The organism is Pontibacillus chungwhensis (assembly GCF_030166655.1).
Lineage (GTDB): Bacteria > Bacillota > Bacilli > Bacillales > BH030062 > Pontibacillus.
The window spans coordinates 1,317,229-1,339,290 of record NZ_CP126446.1 but is presented as its reverse complement, the minus strand read 5'-3'; the positions used below and the strand labels follow the sequence as shown (position 1 = coordinate 1,339,290).

Here is a 22,062-nt window from a genome sequence, read left to right as displayed (position 1 = left end):
CTATAAAATAATGATTCGATTAGGAATGCACCGGTTGTAACAGCTTGACCATCCGTTGTTCGATTTCCATTAAAGAAAATGGCTTCGTAACGTAGTCCGATACACCGTATTCAAACGTTCGCTTTACGTCTTCTTCTAACTGTTTATTCGTAAGCACCATGATCGGCGCAGCCTTGATGGATTCTAAATGCTTTATATGGTGAATAAACTGATACCCACCAAGCGCTGACAGGTTGATCTCTGTAATAACCAAATTCGGATGATGCAACTCATACTGGGCTACGCCTTCTTTCCCGTCTGTTGCGGTATGGACGGTGTAGCCTTTATGAGTAAAATACGAGGTCACAAGCTCTAATACTTTCTGATCACTATCGACGATCAGGATCGAATCGTTCTTCTTTTCGTTTCCTTTTTTAAAGACGCGGATCTCACCCTTTTCTCCGCCACTTTCTATGATTTCAGTGATCATATCAAAAAGCATCTGCTCGGCGTATGGGCTGCTCTCCGGGAAACTCCCCACTAGTATGGGGCCCGTTAAGAAGCCATTGTCCTCTAAGAATTCTTTTACATATAAGGAATAAAAGTGAGAATACCCAATCGTACGGTTGTCTAACAGAATTCCGACTAACCCTTCTTCCTGGTCATGGCTGAACTGAACGCCAACTTCTGGCTCCATTCTTTCCATGTGCGCTTTCACTCTCTCGAGTTGTTTCGCATCCAGATCTGCGCGGGCAATAATCATTCCACAAGCTAAGTTACTTTCCTGATAATACTGAAGAAAATGATGAAACGTCTGTATGATTCGTGACCCTACATGCTGTTCCACAGCTGATTACCCCCTTTTAATCGATTAGGCTGATTTCTTATCTTCGTTGAAGCTGGTTCGTACCATCGTTCCCCAAGACGTTTTCTTGCGGAAGAAATCGATGTGACCAAGGAATCTCCACAGAATACCGAGTTGACGATAACCAAAGAACATCAATACGGTATAGATCAGCATTTTGAAGAAATCTCGTATTCTCGGATAACGCTGGAAGGCGATCTCTTCAAGAAGCATCGATCCTAGTCCAAGCAGCGTTCCGTATAGAATGTTAATTAAGCTAAAGGTCAGGAGGATCTTCCAACCGGACATGTCCATTAGCGCATAACCAATAAGAGCAAGGAGTCCTGTAATTCGGAAATAAGGACTTAATGTTTCAAAAATAATGTTATAAGGAATGGTCAACCAACCCATGATCTTGTATTTCGGTCGCATAAACATGAAGCGTCCTTCTTCGATCATGTTCTTCAAGTTTCCACGTCCCCAACGCTTACGCTGACTTCCAAGGATCTTGAAGGTGTCAGGCGCCTGCGTCCAGCAAACAGCGTCCGGACAAAAGGCCACTTTATAAGGTAAATTGTTCTCAAGCATATGGCGATGAAGCTTAATAATAATGTTCATGTCTTCACCTGGATAACCGCCGCGGTATCCTCCAACTTCGACAACGTAGTCTTTACGGAAGACCCCGAAGGCACCAGATACAATAATCAGACCATTTACAGAACTCCAGCCGATACGTCCGCCTAAGAAGGCTTTCATATATTCAACTAGCTGCCACATTGGGAGAAGCTTTTTCGGTAGTTTTACATTTTTGACAACGCCGTTTTCGATTTTGCATCCGTTGGCAATGCGTACATTTCCGCCAATTGCTACATATTCTTCTGGCTTTTCCATGTACATGCGTGCAATGCGAATCAGGGCATCCTCTTCTAATAAAGAGTCAGCATCAATGGATGAAATCAGTGGATAGCTAGATAAGTTAATCCCTGCATTTAAGGAGTCGGCTTTACCGCCGTTTTCCTTATCCACAACGTAAAGGTTCGGATAATCCGGGTTGTAGTAAAGGCCTCTTACTTTGGCCGTCTTAATGACATCTTTCATCGATGTTGGTTTGTAATATTGAAGTTCAAATTCTTTAATCATTACTCCTACTGTGTCGTCGCTTGATCCATCGTTGACGACGATTACTTCATGTTTCGGATAATGAAGAGCCAGGAGGGATCGCACGTTTTCAATAATCGTTAATTCTTCGTTAAACGCTGGTACGAGTATCGAAATAGGTGGTACGTTGTTTGATCCAGATAGTGATTTGTATTTCGAGAATGTCGTGCTTTTTAGGATTTTAGAGATTTCTTTAAATGAGAATAAGATAATCCCGAAGTAGATCGTGTTGATGGTTAGGACATAATACATTGCGAAAATGCCGTAACCGAGTAATATTTCTCTCATGCCTCTCCCCTTTCTACCAATTACATGGCGTCAATAAGCTGTTGGTCTTTGCCGAAGTACGTTTCATAGATCGATAGCTTTTGGTTATAATCTGCAATTTTACGATTTGTCGCATAGCCAGCAGCACTTTCTTTCAGGTGTTCATGCACAGCTTCAAAAGCGACTGTTCCGTTTGATAAGTTACTAACAGCAAGCTTACAAAGGGTACGGAAACCAGATTCGCCAAGCTGAGACAAGCTCTTCGCACTCGTTCTTGCGACTTGTTGATTCTTATCTTGAACACCCAGTTCAAGAACTTCCTGATACTGACGCATACCTGCTTGCCCGATCCATTCGCCTGTATATAAACGGACTTCTTCATCTTTAAATTTCATGAATTGTTCCATCTCTTTTTGACTACATTGACCAGAAGCGACCATCAATTTCGCTGTATTCGTGCGAATATCAAAGTCTTTCGAGTCAAGGTGAGGACGAAGAATGGAATGGATTTCAGAATCTGGTTGATGCCTTAATCCGAACAATCCTACCTTCGTTAACTCTGGATTGGATTCTTTGAGTAATGAAATGAATGCTCCACTAAGATCAAGATCAGACTCTTGTGCAATGTCGACAATGAGCTGATAATTATTCTCTTGATCCTTTGCTAGATAATGAATCATGTCATTGATCTGCCCTGTTGATGTTGCCGTTTGAGCAATCGAACGAGCTACAATGAACCTGGTTGAGTCTTTCTTATTCTTATAAAGCATTTTGCAAAGGGATGGCACCGCCTCTTTCGCGCGCATAGCCCCTAGGTTGTAAGCCGCTTCAAGACGAACATAGTGACGTCCGCTCTTAAGGCGTTTCATATTGAATTCTTTAAGACCAAGATCGTTACAAAGCTGAATCAGCTTGTCGCGCTGGTTACCAGATAGGCGCTCTAATCGCTCCACTAATTCACGCTGGAAAACCTTTTTCTCAAATGTCGTTAATTCCGATTTCGGCACCTCTAAAGGTTCCTTCGCATCTAACTGCTGTGTGAGGTAAGTGAAATAACTCTGATAACGTTGCATCACTTTTTGCGTTTTCTTATGAAGTTGCTTCTTTCTGACTTTAATACCGATAATGATTGATGACATGATGGCCATAAGTCCAGCAAGTACATAAATGACATAGAAAGCGGCATCTAAACTGAAAAACATACACGTTCCTCCTGTTATTTTGATAGTGCTTCTTTCATTTGATAGAAACTGTTTTTCTTTCGTTCTGCATATTGAACCTGATTCCATTTCTCAAAGCTATAGTCAAACGCTGAAACGGATTGCTCTGTTTCCCCTGATAAAGCAGGTAAGAATTGAATCGATTCTATTGATTCTGTCTTCATGGTCGTAGCTTCTTCCTCTTCAGGATAGCTTATGACCTTTCGTTGACTCGGATCTGCAAAGCCTAGGAGCGCCCACGGAATTTTCATTTCAATGACGTTTCCCTTAGCTTCCCAAAAGATTTGCGGATCGTACGTTTTACTTGAAAACGCTCCTGCATCGCCTCTTTTCAGTCCACCTACTTCCACATCCTCAAACGGGTGAGCATGCCTCGTGTTCGGTGGTTCAAATTGGAGGCTTACGGGTAATTTCCATGGCACGAACGCCTGATTTTCTTTCGGCTGTTCAGCCTCTTCCTCTTTATAAAGTCTGTGATGAGGATCATATTCCGATGAAAGAACAACCTCTCCCTTGTCCCCGTTTAAGGTCACAAGCGCCTCAAGGGGTTTCTTGTATGGAGGTTGGCTCGTTCCGCCTGGCAGTGTGTTCACGCCTAGCTGGAATGTTTCTCCCTCTAAATCAGAATCTTCCGATAAATGAGCATTGATGTAGACAAAGCCTTCATCGTGGGTGAAGGTAATATCCTTCACTCCGTTTTCCCTAACGGTGTATGACTTGAGGTCATCTAAGCTGTCCCATTCTTCAATCTCACCGTCAATCCGGATATCATCTTCTTTATCTGGGTACATGCCAATGACTCCGTAAGAGGTTTCGCTTGATAAATAGTTGAACCAATAAGCGCGCCTCCCGTCTTCCACATAAGGCATGGTGTTCCATGTTTTCTTAAACCACTCATCCTGCCATGTGAATAGCGCGGATCCGGCGTAGCCTTCTTCCTGAATGAGTTTGTATAGTTCAGCGTTCATCTCGCCTTGTTCAACTTCAGTGTGGCCTCCCTGATTTCGGCCATATTGACCTAAGTGAGCGACACCGAGTGAAGATGGCAATCCGAACTCTGTAATCATAATCGGCATGTCTCTGTGATAGGCTTTCAGTTCCTTCAGGTACCCTTTGTACGCGTCAGGTTCGCCCTTTTTGTTTAAGACATCCTTATAAGCCTCCCCTAACCGTAAGAAATCCGGATAATAAGGATAAGCGTGGAAGGAAGCAAAATATCCTCCGTTCCAATCCCGCTCTTTTATATGGGTAGCATCAACGCTTACCTTGTCTTCCATAATGAGCGGTTCTTCAGAGTGCTTGAGGGGATCAGTTGTGACCCAATTGGTGAACGTCATCGGATGTTCCCACCCGTGTGTTCTTTCTTGTTGAGCCGTGTAATCAAGCAGTTCAGCAAGCCAGGATTCAAATGGATTGGCTTGTTCTGTTGCTTGAAACCTTTCTCCTTCAAAAGGATCTTCCCCAGCATGCAACTTGTTCGTTTGTTGAACCATTTTCGGATCCCATTCGGTTCCAAGATGCCAAGCGACTAAATAAGGCGCAGCATTTGATTCATAGGTTCCACTGGCTTTCCCAGCCTCTTCTTTAATGGTCGTCTCCCCATAAACCGCTCCGACCGCTCTCTTTATTTCATCTTTGAAAGCCTCCGTCACTTCAGGGGACAGCGCGTCCTCTGTCTCTCTTAGCTGCTTAACCGGTGACCAAATACCTTGAATGAAGTAAAGAGGATCATCCGGATGCTTCTGGTTGAATTCAACCAACGCTTCATAAAAGACCGGCTCGTGAATCGTGTAGATCCTTACCGTGTTGACTCCCATATCTTTCATACTTCTAAACCACCGTTGATACGTTTCAAGGTCAAGAGGGAGTGAGCCAGGATAATAGCCTGGAAGAGTAGCGCCCAGGTTCACCCCTTTAATCATCAGGGGAGACCAGGATTCATTTTGATAGATTTCGATGGATTGTTGTTGGGTACGAAATTTCAGCTTTGTGCCGTCTTCTAGTGTTTTGCTCTCGACGTGTTGGGACGTTGAAAGCACTGTATAGCTGATCGCTAGTACAACTGCTAAAAGAATGACACCCACCCCTGTTCTTTTACCTGAGATGACTCTTGCCTCCCTCCTGAATTAGAAGTGTAGTCACATTTTCTCGTTTTTCATTGATCTTTGATTTGTTCTTGAAAATTATCTGACAAACATTTAACTTGAAGTTGCTAACTCGCCTTAGCACGTTAATAACGTAACACGGTTCGACAACTCTATCTTCGAAAAACCCGTTTCGGAACCACGAATTTCGATTGCGGTGCCCTCCTAATTCGGACTTCGGATCTCGAATATGCGGAAACCGAAAAAGGGGCCAAACCCTCGCCACACCGGGTTTCCACTATGGATGCGTGGTTCAATTAAGGTTCCGAAATGCGGGGGCCTGAGAAGCAAGAGAACGATTCCAACACTAAAACGCTTACATGTTTTGTCGCCGTTTTACGACATCATTTTCGGGATGGAGGAACACAATGAGAAAGTCTTTGTATGTCGTTTTGCTAACAGGGGTTGTCTTCTTTTTAATGGGGTTCAAACACGCCCCGGACAACGATCACGTCATGTATGTCGAGAAGGAACAACTTAAACAAGAATCAGATCAGGTTCTTAAAGCAGCGAAAGATCAGCAAGTGACGCTCCTCTATGTGGAGCTTGATCAAAATCAGTCTGACTCCTTTTATCAATCTTTCATCACGAGAGCACAATCAGAAGGAATAGCCGTTTATGCCTGGGGCGGGTCACCTTCATGGGGACTAACGACTCATCAGGATGAAGGAATTGCCTTCGTAAAATGGGTAAAGTCTTATAACGATCGCTCTGAAGATAGCGCTCATTTCCGAGGGCTAAATGTGGATATCAAAGCCTATCACCTGCCTCTTTGGAACGAAGACCAAGAAGAGGTTCTGAAGGGGTGGAAAGAAAATGTTCAGACGCTAACAGCCAGAGCGCAGGAAGCTGGGCTTACCGTCACAGAAACGATCCCTTTCTGGCTTGATACCCTCGAAACGCCAGGAACAGACGGTACACCCTTCCACGAGTGGTTAATGAATCAATATGATCAAACAACGATCTTAGCCTTCCGGGAAACCCTTGAAGGAGACAATGGCATTATGTCTTTGATTGAAACAGAACTAGAAACCGCAGACCGCACAGGGAACAAACTCTTAATCGGGGTAACGATGGAAGATACGGGGCTTGATTATGTAACTTTCGCTGAGGAAGGCGTTCCTGATATGAATATGCACTTAGGGGTACTTGAAGAGCATGCCGGGGAGCATCCGAGTTACGCTGGCACAGCTTTTCAAAGTTATCAATATGTGAAAGACCAGCTGAATCTCGATGCAGAACAGCAGACAGAATCAGAGGTTAAGCATGAGAAGACGCGCGGAACGTATATATGGGAAGCCGAACGATTAATCAACGAAGGAGACAACATCTTAGCTTTCGCCAAAGAGAAAAACCTCAACTTTCTATATGTTCGGCTCGATTTACGACAACCTTACTCCTCTTATAGTCCTTTCGTTAAGAAGGCACACGAGGCAGGGATCGAGGTTCACGCAATGGGCGGTCATCCCACGTGGGCTGAGGAGAGCGAGCGGTACCGAATTCAGAATTTAATTGATTATGTTAAAGGATACAATCAATCTGTCGAGGACGGAGCCATGTTCCAAGGGATCCATTTGGATATCGAACCTTATGTGTTACAAAGCTGGGACGACAATAAGACAGAGCTGATGAGACAATGGGTCGGGAACCTGGAGTATTTCGCTTCAGAGACAAGAAAGAATTCAAATCTTGAAGCGAGTATGGATCTTGCCATGTGGCTTGATGAAGACCCGGCACCAGGGAAAGGAATGCCGTTTAATCGCTGGGTGATTCAAACGATGGATCATACATCCGTCATGGCCTTCCGTGACTTCACTGAAGGACGAGGAGGCATTCTCTTCATGGCAGAAGAAGAACTCGACCACGCCAAGGATTTAGGGAAAGACATCCTTCTATCCGTTGAAATGAAAGAAAACCCTTACGTCAATCACATTTCCTTCCATGAAGAAGGAGCCTCCTTCATGGAACAAGAGCTCAAACAACTAAACACAGAGCTATCCGACCACCCAACCTACAAAGGTACCATGGTCCACTCCTACCGATACTGGATCAACGCCAAACCATAAGCACGAGAAGGCGCTGTGGCGCTTTAGCGTACTGACGCGTGTCTGGCACGCTGTGGTGCTTTACCGCACAGACGCGTGTCTGACACGTTGCGGTGCTTTACCGCATAGACGCGTGTCTGGCACGCTGCTTTGCTTTACCGCATAAAAGAGGGACAGGCCCGAAATGGCGCGAGCATGACTCGTGCAATGTGGCCTGTCCCTCTTGTTTATTCGATGAGATCTTCGTCTGATATGATGCCGAGCTGCTTTGATTTCAGGACGGCTTCTGCTCTTGATTTCACTTGAAGCTTCTTGAATATTTCGGTGAGATTGTACTCGATGGTTCGCTGACTTTTATAATAGATACTGGCAATTTCTCGGTTACTTTTGCCTCTGGCGACTTCAATCAGAATCTTTTGTTCCTTCGAGTTAATCGATACATCTTCCTGAATCTCCTCTTCTGGTTGCTCTTCCTGTTCTTCTTTCACCACTTGCTGCTCCACCTGGACTTCCATACGGCGGAGCTGTTTGAACAATCCAATTGGGAGAATAACTTTCCCTTTTAAAACCGAGCGAATTGAAAGAATGAGCTGATCCCGGGGTTCGGTTTTATTAATAAATCCAGAAGCCCCCGCCTCAATAAGCGTATTGAAATAAGGACCAATGTCATAACCGGTATAAATTAAGATCGGTGCTTCTTTCCCAAGAGCACGTACTTCTTTGACGAGTTCAATACCGTTCATGCCTCGCATCCTAAGATCAAATAACATCACATCAAATTCCTGTTCCTCCACAAGGGGAAGCGCTTTTCCTGCCGCATCCACAATGGTTACCTTCATATCTTCTTCTTTCTCAATCATGACTTTCGTTCCTTCCCCAACAGAAGGATGGTCATCTACTAGTAAAATATGAATCATGTTTCCAGCTCCCAACAAGTTAAACTAAAATGTGTACACTTCTTCTATTTCATAACCTATTACGATTTACTTCATAAAGAGAGCCAACGATAGCTCTAATCCACCTTCTTCAGAGGATAGAAACTCCACGTGTCCCTCTAAACTTTTGACACGCTGCTTGATTCCTGCAAGTCCCATCCCTTTTGATAGGTCTTGGGTTTGTTGATCTGGCAATCCGACGCCATCATCTTTATAATTCAGCACAATCATGCCCTGACTACTCTTTAACTCAAACTCTACACAACTAGCACCAGAGTGCTTCGTTGCGTTATTCAATAGTTCCTGAACAACCCGGTAAATCGCGAGCGAATGCTCATGATCGAGTGTTGCTTTAAACGTTTCAGCATCGAAATCAACCTGGTAATCAGACCTCATCCGGTAATAATCCATAAGCTGATTCAACGCTTCTACAATCCCTGTTTCCCGTAAGAACGGAGGGCGCAGGAACGTACACGTCTCCCGGATTTGCTGAACAACGCCAAGCAAGCCCTCCTTGACCTCAAACAACTCCTCTTCAAAATGATCAGGCATCTTCTCATCCTCTACCATCGCTTCGATCTTCCGGTACCAGACGAGTTGCTCCTGAAGGGCTTCATCATGAAGATCAGACGCAAGGCGCGCCCGTTCTTTCTCCGATAAATTAAATAGTAAACGAGAAAGCCAGAGTGGCGCGTCCGTGTTTTGATACATCGACCGCTTCAGTTCCTCTGTTACTCCTTCAATAAGCTGGAAGTTCTCATACACAATACTCGTATAGTGAGCAAGCGTCTGAAGCCAAGCCCGCTCATCCTCATTAAATGGTGTATGGTTCACTTTCTGATCCACCCATAACAAGTGAAGCGCATCATTGCTCTCACTTACAAGAAAACACATGCCCTGATAAATCTTCACGTAATCCCCCGGAGCCTTCATACGGATACGCTTATCCACATTCTCCCTGAGGGCTATGACGGAGATATTCTCATCCCCCTTAATTTCTTTCACATCCCACGTATCTTTGCGGTACTCCACAAGAGAAACACGCTCAACAGGCAAGACCGACTTCACTTCCTCAAGCAGCCGATCATCGAGTTCGTCTCTGTTTAGTAACTTCGACAGATCCTTCGAGAAGCGATCAAGGCTGACCTGGTAATTGAACTTCTCTCCGAATAGCTTCGGACGGATGTGTAATTTATCTTCTAGGTAAAACAATAGTCCGAATAAAACATAGAGCAAAATTGCAAGTCGAATCCACTGAACAATCGTAAATGACGTCGCGATCACTAAAATTCCGAGAACCATCACAGTAAATACGAGAGACAAGAAGGAATAGTAACGGATGCGACTATTAATAAAGTCAATATCAAATAATCGATTCGATAAGATCAGATATAAGAAAAATAACGGTAAAAATAACAAGAAAACCGATGTAATAGAAGCCGGTATAATATCAATCCCTATAATCCCACTCGGCATAGCCGTTAACAGAATAAAAGGCAAAAACGATATCACTAGACCGAAAATCATATTTTGAAAGACAGCTTTATGCGTGGTCTTGCGGTAACTAATATATCGACTCACTAAGACATATAAACATAGAAAAATTCCAAACGAAAACCCAAACAATTGAAGCTGCCTCACAAAAGAATACAAGTCACCTAACGGGACGAAGATGGTATATGTATCAATCATGACAATCAAGATCGTCAAGGTATATAGGGAAATAAGCATCCTTCGACTGACCAGCTTAATCGAATACCGCCTAAAATAATTGCTTAGAAAATGGAGAAAAATCGCTGGCACGAGTAACAGCGACAATCCATTAATAAAGCGGGCAAAATCATCCGTCCTGGCAGATGCTCCGGCGCTAATATAACCGTACCCAACAACGAGTAGAAACGCTGAGAACATGACAGCCGCGGGGTCATCCCTTTTTTTCATATAGATAAATGCACTAAACGTAAAAAGAACAATAAATACAAGAGCCGGTATAACCGTATGATAGAGCAACGTACTCGATAGGATCTTTTCTTCCGCAAAGTACGTTTCATTGTCACCTACTTGATGTTTAACTGTAATATAATCAAAGCTATCAATGACACCAAATTTTCGAATCGACCGGTGTGCCCCAGGAGGCAGACCATTGAGGAATTGTATTTCGTCCCCTTTTTCAATCCCTTCCTCACTTGCCCAACCAATAGGATCCACGTTAGTTACTACCCACTGATCACCCTCTTTTTTTACATTAAGCCCCACATAAGGCTCTGTAATGGTTACATAGGACAGATAAAACGCAATGGCCAAAATCGCTGCCCCTACTAATATATTGGAGCGTTTCTGCTGATGTTGCACGGCTAAAGACCCACCTTTTTAACGAGAAAAAATAGCCAGATCAGCTCTGGCTATTCCATCTACAAAATCGATTATGAAGATTACTTCCAAAATGACATTTTCATCACTTCGCCTGTGTTTTCACTAAACACATCCGCTAGAGCCAGTTCCTCTGTCTTTGTAAGTCCGTCAAACTGAACCTGTCCTTCTTTCCACTGCTGTAAAAGACTCTGGTTCCCCATTAATTTTTCCACTACAGATTGTAACATCACACATTCCTCCTATAATTCCGCTATAGTTTATTAGAACTCATGAAGCCTTCCTCATGAGGTATACCTAAATTCTTTCCATAAACGCAACGAGCCGGGCTTTCACCGCTTCGTCCCCATCTACTTTTTTCACCCCGTCAATCGCACTTAACTGCCAGACACGCTTCTTGACCCTTGAATAGGTGAGTGCCGTAGATTGAGAGACAAATTGGAAGGTTTCCTGTTTCCTCTTAAGGAATTCATCCTGCCCGATCGCTCCTTCATAATACTGACGAAGCCGATCTGAAAAAGGCCCCTCTTCTTCCAGTAACTTTAGGACAGGCAGCGTTCTCTTCTTATGCAAAATATCGTTCGTCTGGTCAAGACGAAGCGCATCTTCTAGATCATTGGCAAGCTGCGCCGTACATCCAAACTCTACTCCGTAACCCTTAACCCTGGAGTCATACTCTCCTTTAGCCAGAATGGTACCGAGCTGACACGCTAGTGCCATCAGCGATCCCGATTTTCTCTCCACCATCTGAATGTAAGCCTCTTCCGACTGAAGGTCACCTAAGAGATCATGGTGTTGTCCTGTCACAGCACCGATTCCGAATTGAGATAGTTGCGCAACCGCTTGTCCCGTCGAATCAACCTCTCCCACCATCTTAACAGCTGCAAGTATTAGGCCTGTCGATCCGTTCATCGAAAGAGCTTGTTGCTCCATCCAGTCACGCTCTGATCCGTCCTGATCCTCAAGATCATCTAGTATATCCAGACCGAGGATAAACGCTTCCATTCCAGCGGCTCCTTGAAGAACAACGGATCGATCCTTCCCGCCAAAGAGAAGATAATGAAGATACACCATTTTTGCAAAAGAGAATCCTTCTTGTTGTTTAGACTGGACAAACGTATGTAGTAGCTCCATAAAAGAGTCATCTTTACTCTCTTTTTGAAGTGCTTCAAGCATCCGCTCTCCAATCTCCTCATCCCTTAATTCGTCCATTTCAATCGTTTCCTTTCATTAAAAAAGGAACTCATTGATCCTAATTTCATATTCTTAAAATTCAAAAATAGAGTACCACATCTGTCGAACGGTTGAATAGGTATTAAAGTAACAGGACATCCCCTCAGGGCAAATGTTCCTAGTCTATTGTAAAGAAGCTGTTCCAACCGTGTTTCCCAACTATAGAAGCTTTATTGAACTAGAATAAGGTAACGCTTACATTACAATTGTGTTTCGAAAAAAAGTACTATTTTACGAGTTCATTCGATTTAGTTTGTCGAAAGTTTTTTGTGATGAAAAAGTCTTATCTTTTGTGAAAGAGCTTTGAGGGAGTGTTTCCGTTAGCTTTCATTCGGGGGAAGGTGGTTCGGGAAATCACTCGCTTTCCGCGGCGAGCTGGGAAGCCTCCTCGTTCGCGTGCGCTCTCTGCGGGGTCTCCCCTAGTTTAAAGGTGCAGGCATGGTGCTCAGGGCCATACGGATAAGACAGCTTTTTGGAAAAGGCGGTTAGCCTTTGTAAAAAAGATGACTTATCACGCTAGGTCCTCCATGCCAGAACTGGATAGGCTACTTACCCCGTGGGAGTCTCACCATTCCCGATCAAGCCCTGGCGTAAAGAGGGTATACGGACCAGCCTATTATAGAATAGGAAATCCCATTCCTCTATAAATGGAGCGTTTCCGTTCATCATAATTTGGATAGGGCTGGCCTGGAAACTGCGAGACTCCCGTGGGCAGAAGAGCCTAGGTGAGACCCCGGAGGCCGGCAGAGCCGGCTGAGGAGGCTCACCCGCTCCCCACAGGAAAGCGAGTGGTTTCCAGGCCAGCCTTACACTCAACTAAAGCTAACGGAAACACTCGCTTTCTCTTCGAGCAGATCGCAGTCCCCCTCCTCTAAATTTTAACTCACCCTATTAATAAGAAAGAACCCAGGTGAGGTCACCTGGGTTCTGGTTTATGAAGAGCGGATGTTATAGGAATAGGCTTTGTCTTCGTCGATCATTTTTTTGGCTGCGTAAATCAAGATAAACTGAATGATAATGACAGGGAGTCCCATTAAGCCGGAAACGACTTCGAGTGGGGCAAGACCGCCGATTCGCATAAGAACGAGTGCTAGAATCGTGATGACTGCTGCGATGATGATGCGTAAGTTTTTCGGTGGTTCATATTTACTCATATCCCGTGTGCTCGTGTAAGCAGCGACGGTGTACGTTGTCGAGTCGAGCGTCGTGGTTAAGAAGACGAGCGCTACCACCATGAAGATCGCGATGGCTACTTCTCCGAATGGAAGGGTTGATAGAATCTCTGGAATGGCAGCCATTCGTTCTTCTTCTTTTACAAGATTCAGAACTTCCATGTTTTCTTTTAAGTAGCGGTGAACACCAAGGCCTCCAAGTACGCCGGTAGCGATCCACGAAATAAGCGTCGGTGCTAATAAGTAGGTTAAGATCATCTCTTTTATCGTTCGACCCTTCGAGATCTTAGCAGCAAAAACGCTATGGAGCATGGCCCAGGTGGCACTGTAAGCAAACCAGAAGACTGTATTACTCTGGATGTGTGAGGCCTCTCCCTGGTGAACCGAATCGGTGTTTAAAGATATATTAAGATAATTAGAGAGTAAGAATGACAGGCTATCAGAAAAGTAGTTAAGGATAAAGACACCAGGGCCTGCCACAATGATAAAGATCGCAAAAATTCCTGCTAAATACATATTGAATGTGCTTAAACGTTTGATCCCTTTTTCAATACCTAAGTAGGCACTAAGTGAAAATAAGAACACCCATACAATTGTAACGATAATGGTTAATCCAAAGGTCACATTTATATCAAATAATGCCGATAGGTTGTAAGTGATAATCGGTGCGCCAAGGCCTAGTGTCACGGACGCACCAGCAAGGATACTTATTAAGAAAAGGGCATCAAGCACCTTTCCACCAAACCCATCCGTAAACCGGTCCCCAAACAGAACGCGGCACGCTTCAGAGATTCGCATTAGCGGGCGTTTTTTTACATGCAATATGTACCCCATCGCAGGAGCAATCATGACGAAGATCGCAAAGACCTGAAATCCCCACAAGAACATGCTATACGCATTTCCCCAAAGGATCGCTTGAGCGGAACCAGCCTCTACACCTGCTGGCGGGTCGTTCGCTACAGAGGTCCACTGCAGCATCCCCGTTCGCATAATTGTGGAGCCAACTCCCATCGCAATAAGAATCGAAGCATACTCAAATAATGTAAACCTCGGTTTCTCTTTCGGGTCCCCTAATACGACCTGTCCATATTTCGAAAACGAAAAGTAAAGGCCTGCTACAACTAAAAGAATCCCATACCAAAGATACCCCCAGCTAAACATGTCCACAATAAAGGAAAAGATTCCATTAAGCATGCTTAGAGACTCCTGTTCATATAGCGCGAACGGAATACTGATCGCAATAATGACCAGTAACGAAGGAACAAAAATACTATAATCAATTAACTTTCTCCGGTTCATATTTACCCTCCTATGTAAACGTATTCCTAACCCTTCTACCCCGAATCCATTCACATTAAAAGGAAAATTTAATTATTTTTATATAATTATTTTCTAACGTGTTAAACAGCCTTCTTTGCACTACTGTACTGAAGCGTGTCTGACACCCTTCGATTCTTCACTGCGCTAAAGCTGCTTAATAAATTATAAGCAACCCCCTTGAAATCTAATCCGTTCCGGTGTAATATAGAGAATACAAATTGATCCCCTCGTTCAAACGAGGGAGCCGGCCCTGCCATGTACGTCATTTCAGTATGTCTCAAACCGATGCATTAACTCAGGGATCTTTACATTTCATACTTGCCAACAAGCCCATTAAGTTGGGACGTTGAATGGTATGATGCGAGAACCCACCTGCCTACGCGGGTTTTGAGGCAACAGAAAGACGGCAGAGCGGGACGGCTACATAATCTCGATATTATAACCTCTTCCCTTTTGGGAAGAGGTTTTTCTGTATCCTCTCACACAAAAACGCCGTGCGGTTCATACCAGCACGGCGTTCTGTCTATTGAATCGTAAACGTCATCTCAACAGGCTTCTCCATCTTTTTCCCATAGATGGAGGCAAGATCTTTGATATACATCGTATAGGTTTGTCCTCTTTCATAACTTCCAGGCAAAGGAGAAATCGTAATCTTCTCCCCTGCGACTTCAACTGAATCTACACTCACAGTGCTCCCATATTCCCCTTGGATATACACGTTGTCCCTGTTTACACTGTCAGGATCAATTTTTGTATTGAGCGTAATCGTCCACGATTTATCGGTGTTTACGCTTTTTTTCTCAGGGATTTCTTCAAAATGATTCAGAGAATCAAATACTTCCTCTAGCTCTCTATCTTTAATCGAGCACGTTTCACATTGCTGATACCAGCTGTATAGTTCAACCGTCTGTTCCTGCGTTAACTCGAAATCCTCTTTCACACGAAGCGCTTTTTTATACAAATCATCGCCTTTTCCTGGGGGACGAATCGCAGCTTCTAAAGCCTTATCTCCCCATACAACCGGCTGTTCACCTACGGATTCACCTGAAGATAAAGCAATCGATTCCTCCGCCATCGCTAAACCGGCTCCTTTATTCCGTCTCCACGTTTCAGGGAATGTCACAGGATTCACATGTTTCTCTCCTGCGAAAAGGGCCAACTCAGGCGTTAAGCTCGGTCGGTTAAAGACCTCATTGATCCAATCCGTATATCCGGCACCTGAATAGGTCGGAACCATCCGATATCCGCTAAGATAAGCGTACGTTTCTGCGATAGAACGATCACGGGCCAAGTCAACTTGTTCTACGTTAAAATTCCAATATAAAATTCTTCCGGACGTATGATAAGCAAGAGAAAGATCAGGTTCTAACAAGTATGTAATGTCACGCATCACTTTTGCTTCTGGAGCCTGGAAGGGATATTTTCCTTTATAATTCTTCCAGCTAGGACTTGTCGCTTTTACCTCTGCCCAACCTGAAGGATATTGTCTGTTCAGGTCGATCCCCTGAGCATTGGCTTTCCATCTATCAAAGTTTGAACTGCCATTGTTCATCGAAATTAAAGAGCTATGGATTTCTTTTGGGAAAGCGTTAAGCCCCTTTTGCTGTAGGGTCACCCCGTCTGGATTCACCATCGGAATAAACCAAAGGGTCGTCTCTTCTAAAAGGTCTTTGACGTTATAGCCAGACATCCTGCTGTTGGTATAAGCCGCATTCCCATATTCTTCGATCATCTTCATATTTAAGATGGTCGTTAACCACTCTCTCGCATGGTGAGAACCGTTATAAAACGTATCCGCATCTCCATTTCCTAAGCGGACAAGAATCAAATCTCTCCCATATGCGGATTGGCCGATCGTGTACAATTCGATCAAATCCCCATATGCCTCGTCTAGTTCCTGTAAATCCTTTTTCATAGATTCATAGGTATACGTGCTGTTCGTATCGACGATCGCCGCCTCCACCACTTGAGTGGTTCCAATCGCCCCTAGAAAAATAATTGCTACCATAACTTTCTTGATAAAATGCTGCATAACTGCCTCCTTTTTTATACTCTACTCCTATTATATAGGAGATTGTGTCGAAAAGGGGCATAAAAAAAGCTATCATACAAAATGTATGATAGCTCCACATATCCATTACGATGCTTGTGTTTTCCCTTCACCTAAAGCCTGAAGGCGTTCGTTCCACTGCTCTTCTGTTAAGCCTTGCTCGACTACATAGCGGTTACGGTGGTGCGAACGGCACTCAGGGCTACAGCCACGAACATATTTATGCTCATTTTCTTCTGACGTAATAATTTGTTTATTACACTCAGGGTTCGCACAATTTACATAGCGTTCACATGGTTCACCGTCAAAATAATCTTTTCCGACGATGTTGTGTTCAACCTGGTTGATTGGAACACTGATGCGCTCATCGAATACGTACATTTGACCGTCCCAAAGCTGGCCTTGTACTTCAGGGTCTTTTCCGTACGTTGCAATACCACCGTGAAGTTGTCCTACATTGTCGAAGCCTTCACGCTTCAACCAACCAGAGAACTTCTCACAGCGAATACCGCCCGTGCAGTACGTTAGGATTTGCTTACCTTCAAGCATTTCTTTGTTCTCGCGCACCCAGTCCGGAAGCTCACGGAACGTTTCGATATCCGGGCGAACCGCATTACGGAAGTGCCCTAAGTCGTACTCGTAATCGTTACGAGCGTCGATTACGATTGTATTTTCTTCTTGCATACGTTTATAGAATTCTTTCGGCTCCAAATACTCGCCGGTTAAATCATGTGGGTTAATGTCATCTTCTAAACGAAGGGTAACAAGTTCAGGACGCGCGCGGCAGTGCATCTTCTTGAATGCATGGCCATCAGCTGCATCGATCTTAAATGTCGTTCCTTCAAATAATGGATGATTCTTCATATCTTCCATATACTTTTCCGTTTGTTCGATCGTACCAGAAACTGTACCGTTAATGCCTTCACCAGCAATCAAGATACGCCCTTTTAAGCCAAGCTCTTTACAATACTCTAAGTGCTCGCTCGCTACTTGTTCCGGATCATCAATCTGAACATATTTGTAATACAGCAATACTTGATAATTTTGTTTTTCCATCTTAATTCCACCTCTATTTATATTTGCAGGATATAAAATTAGGCTACAATGAAACCAATCATATAATCACTACTACAACACTATATTTTATACACCCTCCCCCCTAAAAGTCAATCTCCATTTTATTGGAATCCCCTTTAGTGAAGTGAAGCGTGTCTGACACCCTTCTTTGCGTTAAAGGAGAGAAGCGTGTCTGACACGCGTTTGCTCTTTAATGCACTAAACCGGGTTGGAGATTGAGGTTTGACAGAGGTTGGTGAGGGGGAACTGATTAGGAACAAATAATTTGATAAATAAAAGGAGTTGTTGATCAAATGGGACTGTTATCGAAGGCATATAAAGCTACTCGTTTAAAGAACGATGCGAGCGCCGTGAAGCAAGGACGTGGAGGTCAACGGTTGAAACATCGCGCAGCTGAGAAAGGGGTTCGCAAAGTCATAAAACGTGTCTTCAAATAAACATAAACAAAAAGCAGGAAGCGAGTTCCATAGTGAACTCGCTTCCTGCTTTTTTATTTCTGCAAAGCTTTCTGAAAAGCTTGCGGGATTTTCGTTTCAAATTTCAATACTTTTCCTGATGTCGGGTGTTCAAACACGATCGCTTTCGCATGTAAACCAAGGCGTCCGATCGGATTCTTTGAAGCTCCGTACTTCTTGTCTCCAACAATCGGATGACCGAGGTCCTGCATATGAACACGAATCTGATTCTTGCGCCCTGTTTCAAGCTCAAGCTCCATTAAAGATAAATACTTATTGCCCTTTAACTTCTTATAATGGGTAACCGCATGTTTCCCGTCGTCTTTACGTTGACTTGAATACATCCGGAACGTTTTCGTTTCCTTCAACCAGGACTCAATCTTGCCCTCAGGCTTTTTCACATATCCTTCTACTAAAGCCACATAGGTACGCTCCTTGACCATCTCTTTCCAATGATCCTGAAGCTTCATTTTGGCTTTTTCGTTCTTGGCGTATAGCATTACGCCTGAGGTGTCACGGTCGAGGCGATGCACGATAAAGACACGATTCTTTAGCTGCTGACGCTTCACGTGCTCCGTTAGCTGCTTATAAGCCGTTGCTTCCTTTTCCTTATCAGAAGCCATTGACAATAAACCAGAATCCTTATCAATCACAATAATGTCATCATCTTCATGCAAAATCTTTAGTCCGTTAAACGTAACCTTAGAAGGGGCAGGTGTCTTCAATACTTTCACCGTTTGTCCCTTCTTCACAACCGCATTGTGCTTGGTGACCGGTTCATCATCCACAACCACCTGGCCGCGAGTCATGAACGATTTTATTGAATTTCGGCTCTTATTCTTTATCGAATCCATTAAAAACGGAAATAATTCAGTCGTTTCCTGAACATCAAACGTAAAGAGAGGTCCTTTTTTCTTTCTTGGTGTTGGTGCTTTTTTAGCCACAGTATTCCTCCTCCATGTATCCTAGTAAGCGTACCACGTCCAAAGAGGAGGCGCTACACCAACATCAGATTAATCAGATTGAGATGTACGGTAATACATCCCCATTGGATAAATGCGTTTCGCTTCGTTTTCCTGTAAATTCTCATCCTGAAGCCCGTATGTGATCATATTAATACGACTATCCATCATATCCACCTGGTGAACGACTTCTGCTTCTAAGATCTTACTCTCAACGGGACTACCATACTCAAGTTTCCCGTGATGGGCGTTAATGACGTGCATGAGTTCATACACTTCATCCGCTTCCTTACGTGTCCATGGCATTTCCTCTTTCAGAACTTGTACTTTTCGGTCAATGAACATATTGATAATCGTAATATGTCCCAGGAAATTACCGACCTTCGAATAGTCTGGCGCGAAATAATTCGTGTACTCGACCACTTTCCCCATATCATGAAGCGCAATCCCAGCCATCACAAGATCTTTCTTGACCTCTTTATACTGGTTTGAAATATGATCTCCAAGACGAAGCATTGAAACCGTATGATACAACAGTCCACCTGTGAAACAGTGGTGGTTCGATTTCGCAGCCGGATAGGTAATGAATTTGTCCTGATGCTCATCATAAAGACGCTGACAGATCTCCTTCAGCACCGGGCTCTCAATGTTTGCAATATAATTCTCGTACTCCTGTTTCAAGCTCTCAATCGGTTCCGGTGCCGATTCCAGATAGTCCTCAACCTGAACCACACCATCCTCCGGAAAAGCAAACTCATCAATTGTTAACTGAAGCTGTTCACGGTATTCACTCAGTTTCCCTTTAATGTGAAGAACATTTCCATTCTCGAAAACCTTCTTAAGCTGCGCAAGATCATGGTTGTTAAATTTATTTTCCCAAAGTTTTGTTGAAATACTTTTCTCTTGTTTCGAAAGCGTAATATTAAAAAAAGGAACGCCGCCCTTTGTCGTTGCTTCCTGAGCTGATTTGACCAGGGCATATCCGTCAAAATAGAGTCCTGATTCCGTTAATTCTTTAAAGTCTGTAATTGCCACGTCGCTCTCCTCCTCTAGTTCCTGTCACAATTCGATGTGAACCCATTATATCAGGATACAAGAACGACGAATAGAACCGAATCTCAAACAACCAGCTTTTGTTTAGACTGGAATGTTATGGGTATAGATTATTAGATGCAGGCCGGCCCAATCTAATCGAAGCAGTTGAAAGGAGAAATGTATGAAGAAAGTTACATCCGTATTCTGGATCACATTAGCGATTACACTAGCCGCTTCACTCTGGGGGGTACTGGCACCAGAGAATTTTGAATCCATCACAGGAAGTATCAAAAACTATATTTCCGTTCACTTTGGTTGGTATTATTTATTACTCGTATCCATTTTCGTTGTCTTTTGTCTTTATATGATTTTCAGTCCATTTGGCAAAATTAAGCTAGGGAAACCTGGGGACAAACCTGATTACAGCTATTCCACTTGGTTTGCCATGCTCTTTAGTGCCGGTATGGGGATTGGACTCGTATTCTACGGAGCCGCATCACCTGTCTCCCACTACATCTCCACACCTCCAACAGCAGAACCTGGGACAACAGAAGCTCTCAGAGACTCGATGAGAACAACCTTTTTCCACTACGGGGTACACGCATGGGCGATCTATGCAGTTGTGGCCCTTGTTCTGGCCTACTTTAAATTCAGACATGGAAAACCAGGCCTCATTAGCGCGACGCTTGAGCCACTTTTTGGCGATAAAATGAAAGGACCACTTGGCAAAGCGATTGACGTCATCGCGGTATTCGCAACGATTGTCGGTGTCGCTACAACACTTGGATTTGGTGCCGCTCAGATCAATGGCGGGTTCACCTACCTTCTTGGTATTGAGAAACAATACTGGATTCAGCTTGTCATCATTGCTGTTGTAACCGTTCTCTTCATGTTGAGTGCTTACACGGGCCTAAGCAAAGGGATTAAGTACTTAAGTAATGCAAATATGGGAATTGCCGGTGTATTATTTGTCGCTATGCTTATTATTGGACCGACCATGTACATCCTCAATTCCTTTGTTGATACACTTGGTAACTATATTCAAAAGCTTCCTGATGAAAGTTTACGAATTTCACCGAACAACGATGAAGAACGCAAATGGATTATGGACTGGACGGTCTTCTTCTGGGCATGGTGGATTGCCTGGGCACCATTTGTAGGTATCTTCATTGCCCGCGTATCAAAAGGACGAACAATACGAGAATTTCTATCAGGCGTTCTTCTCGTCCCATCCCTGGTCAGTTTCCTATGGATGACGACGTTCGGAATCTCAGGAATTCAAGCTCAAAAAGACGGCGCAGATATCGCCAAACTACCAGACGAACAAGCCCTATTCGGTGTATTCGATCAGTTCCCATTTGCCATTGTCCTATCAATCCTTGCGATGATGCTGATTGCAACCTTCTTCATCACATCAGCTGACTCCGCAACCTTCGTACTCGGCATGCAAACAACAAACGGATCCCTAAATCCACCGAAAACAGTCAAATTCGCATGGGGCGTATCCCAATCCACCATCGCAGCCGTTCTCTTATACACAGGAGGCCTAACCGCCTTACAAAACGCCCTCATCACCGCCGCCTTGCCCTTCTCCTTCATAATGATCTTTATGGTGTTGTCGTTGTACAAGGCCTTGCAGCAAGACAAAAAAGAACTAGACCAACAAAAAAACAAATCCCAATCCAGCACCTACTCTGCATAATGAACAAAGGGCACCTTGAAAAGGTGCCCTTTGAGTGTATTTTTTGATCTATAGGGCTGTTCTGCTTGATGAATGCTTGGGGTGGCTGGGGAAC

General features: G+C 43.9%; 16 protein-coding genes and 1 other RNA gene. 4 read left to right on the top strand and 13 right to left on the bottom strand.

Features of this window, described 5'->3' with window-relative positions:
• Positions 1-19: 19 nt before the first annotated feature.
• Genes QNI29_RS06990 through QNI29_RS06975 form a run of 4 tightly spaced genes read right to left on the bottom strand, consistent with a single transcriptional unit; the run spans position 20 to position 5,552 of the window.
• Positions 20-826 (bottom strand): response regulator transcription factor, encoded by an 807-nt coding sequence (locus QNI29_RS06990; protein ID WP_231417988.1) that lies wholly within the window; start codon positions 824-826, stop codon positions 20-22.
• A 24-nt stretch (positions 827-850) separates the two neighbouring features.
• Positions 851-2,269 (bottom strand): glycosyltransferase family 2 protein, encoded by a 1,419-nt coding sequence (locus QNI29_RS06985; RefSeq protein WP_231417989.1) that lies wholly within the window; start codon positions 2,267-2,269, stop codon positions 851-853.
• A 20-nt stretch (positions 2,270-2,289) separates the two neighbouring features.
• Positions 2,290-3,450, bottom strand: coding sequence for a HEAT repeat domain-containing protein (locus tag QNI29_RS06980; RefSeq protein WP_231417990.1), 1,161 nt, complete (start codon positions 3,448-3,450; stop codon positions 2,290-2,292).
• Positions 3,451-3,464: 14 nt separating this feature from the next.
• Entirely contained in the window at positions 3,465-5,552 is a 2,088-nt protein-coding gene (locus QNI29_RS06975; RefSeq protein ID WP_231417991.1) for a hypothetical protein, read from the bottom strand.
• Between the two features lie 428 nt (positions 5,553-5,980).
• Here QNI29_RS06975 and QNI29_RS06970 point away from each other — a divergent pair, with 428 nt between their 5' ends.
• Positions 5,981-7,678 carry a hypothetical protein gene (locus QNI29_RS06970; protein WP_231417992.1) on the top strand — a complete coding sequence of 566 codons (1,698 nt, stop codon included), beginning with the start codon at positions 5,981-5,983 and terminating at the stop codon, positions 7,676-7,678.
• Positions 7,679-7,884: 206 nt separating this feature from the next.
• Here the strand turns inward: QNI29_RS06970 and QNI29_RS06965 are convergent, their stop codons facing one another.
• The 5 genes from QNI29_RS06965 to QNI29_RS06945 form a co-directional block, all read right to left on the bottom strand.
• Positions 7,885-8,574, bottom strand: coding sequence for a response regulator transcription factor (locus QNI29_RS06965; RefSeq protein WP_231417993.1), 690 nt, complete (start codon positions 8,572-8,574; stop codon positions 7,885-7,887).
• Between the two features lie 66 nt (positions 8,575-8,640).
• Positions 8,641-10,944: a sensor histidine kinase gene (locus QNI29_RS06960; protein WP_231417994.1), complete on the bottom strand. Its 2,304-nt coding sequence runs from the start codon at positions 10,942-10,944 to the stop codon at positions 8,641-8,643.
• Between the two features lie 80 nt (positions 10,945-11,024).
• Entirely contained in the window at positions 11,025-11,192 is a 168-nt protein-coding gene (gene comX, locus QNI29_RS06955; RefSeq protein WP_231417995.1) for a competence pheromone ComX, read from the bottom strand.
• A gap of 67 nt (positions 11,193-11,259) precedes the next feature.
• Positions 11,260-12,174, bottom strand: coding sequence for a polyprenyl synthetase family protein (locus tag QNI29_RS06950; protein WP_231417996.1), 915 nt, complete (start codon positions 12,172-12,174; stop codon positions 11,260-11,262).
• A 953-nt stretch (positions 12,175-13,127) separates the two neighbouring features.
• On the bottom strand, positions 13,128-14,666 hold the full coding sequence (locus QNI29_RS06945; RefSeq protein WP_231417997.1) for a BCCT family transporter: 1,539 nt from the start codon (positions 14,664-14,666) through the stop codon (positions 13,128-13,130).
• Positions 14,667-14,931: 265 nt separating this feature from the next.
• Here QNI29_RS06945 and ssrS point away from each other — a divergent pair.
• Positions 14,932-15,109, top strand: a non-coding RNA gene (ssrS, locus tag QNI29_RS06940) — 6S RNA.
• Between the two features lie 101 nt (positions 15,110-15,210).
• Here the strand turns inward: ssrS and QNI29_RS06935 are convergent.
• Positions 15,211-16,719, bottom strand: coding sequence for a M14 family zinc carboxypeptidase (locus QNI29_RS06935; protein ID WP_231417998.1), 1,509 nt, complete (start codon positions 16,717-16,719; stop codon positions 15,211-15,213).
• 105 nt (positions 16,720-16,824) lie between these two features.
• Positions 16,825-17,793, bottom strand: a complete 969-nt coding sequence (trhO, locus tag QNI29_RS06930) for an oxygen-dependent tRNA uridine(34) hydroxylase TrhO (protein ID WP_231417999.1) — start codon at positions 17,791-17,793, stop codon at positions 16,825-16,827.
• 314 nt (positions 17,794-18,107) lie between these two features.
• Here trhO and QNI29_RS06925 point away from each other — a divergent pair, with 314 nt between their 5' ends.
• Complete coding sequence (locus tag QNI29_RS06925) at positions 18,108-18,251, top strand: hypothetical protein (RefSeq protein ID WP_231418000.1); 144 nt, start codon at positions 18,108-18,110, stop codon at positions 18,249-18,251.
• A 53-nt stretch (positions 18,252-18,304) separates the two neighbouring features.
• Here QNI29_RS06925 and QNI29_RS06920 read toward each other — a convergent pair whose 3' ends face one another.
• Both QNI29_RS06920 and QNI29_RS06915 read right to left on the bottom strand, forming a co-directional pair.
• Positions 18,305-19,213: an RluA family pseudouridine synthase gene (locus QNI29_RS06920; protein WP_231418001.1), complete on the bottom strand. Its 909-nt coding sequence runs from the start codon at positions 19,211-19,213 to the stop codon at positions 18,305-18,307.
• A 69-nt stretch (positions 19,214-19,282) separates the two neighbouring features.
• A complete protein-coding gene (locus QNI29_RS06915) occupies positions 19,283-20,266 on the bottom strand; it encodes a 3'-5' exoribonuclease YhaM family protein (RefSeq protein WP_231418002.1) in 984 nt (327 codons plus the stop codon).
• A 181-nt stretch (positions 20,267-20,447) separates the two neighbouring features.
• Here QNI29_RS06915 and QNI29_RS06910 point away from each other — a divergent pair, with 181 nt between their 5' ends.
• Positions 20,448-21,968: a glycine betaine uptake BCCT transporter gene (locus QNI29_RS06910; protein ID WP_231418003.1), complete on the top strand. Its 1,521-nt coding sequence runs from the start codon at positions 20,448-20,450 to the stop codon at positions 21,966-21,968.
• The last annotated feature ends 94 nt before the right edge of the window (positions 21,969-22,062 follow it).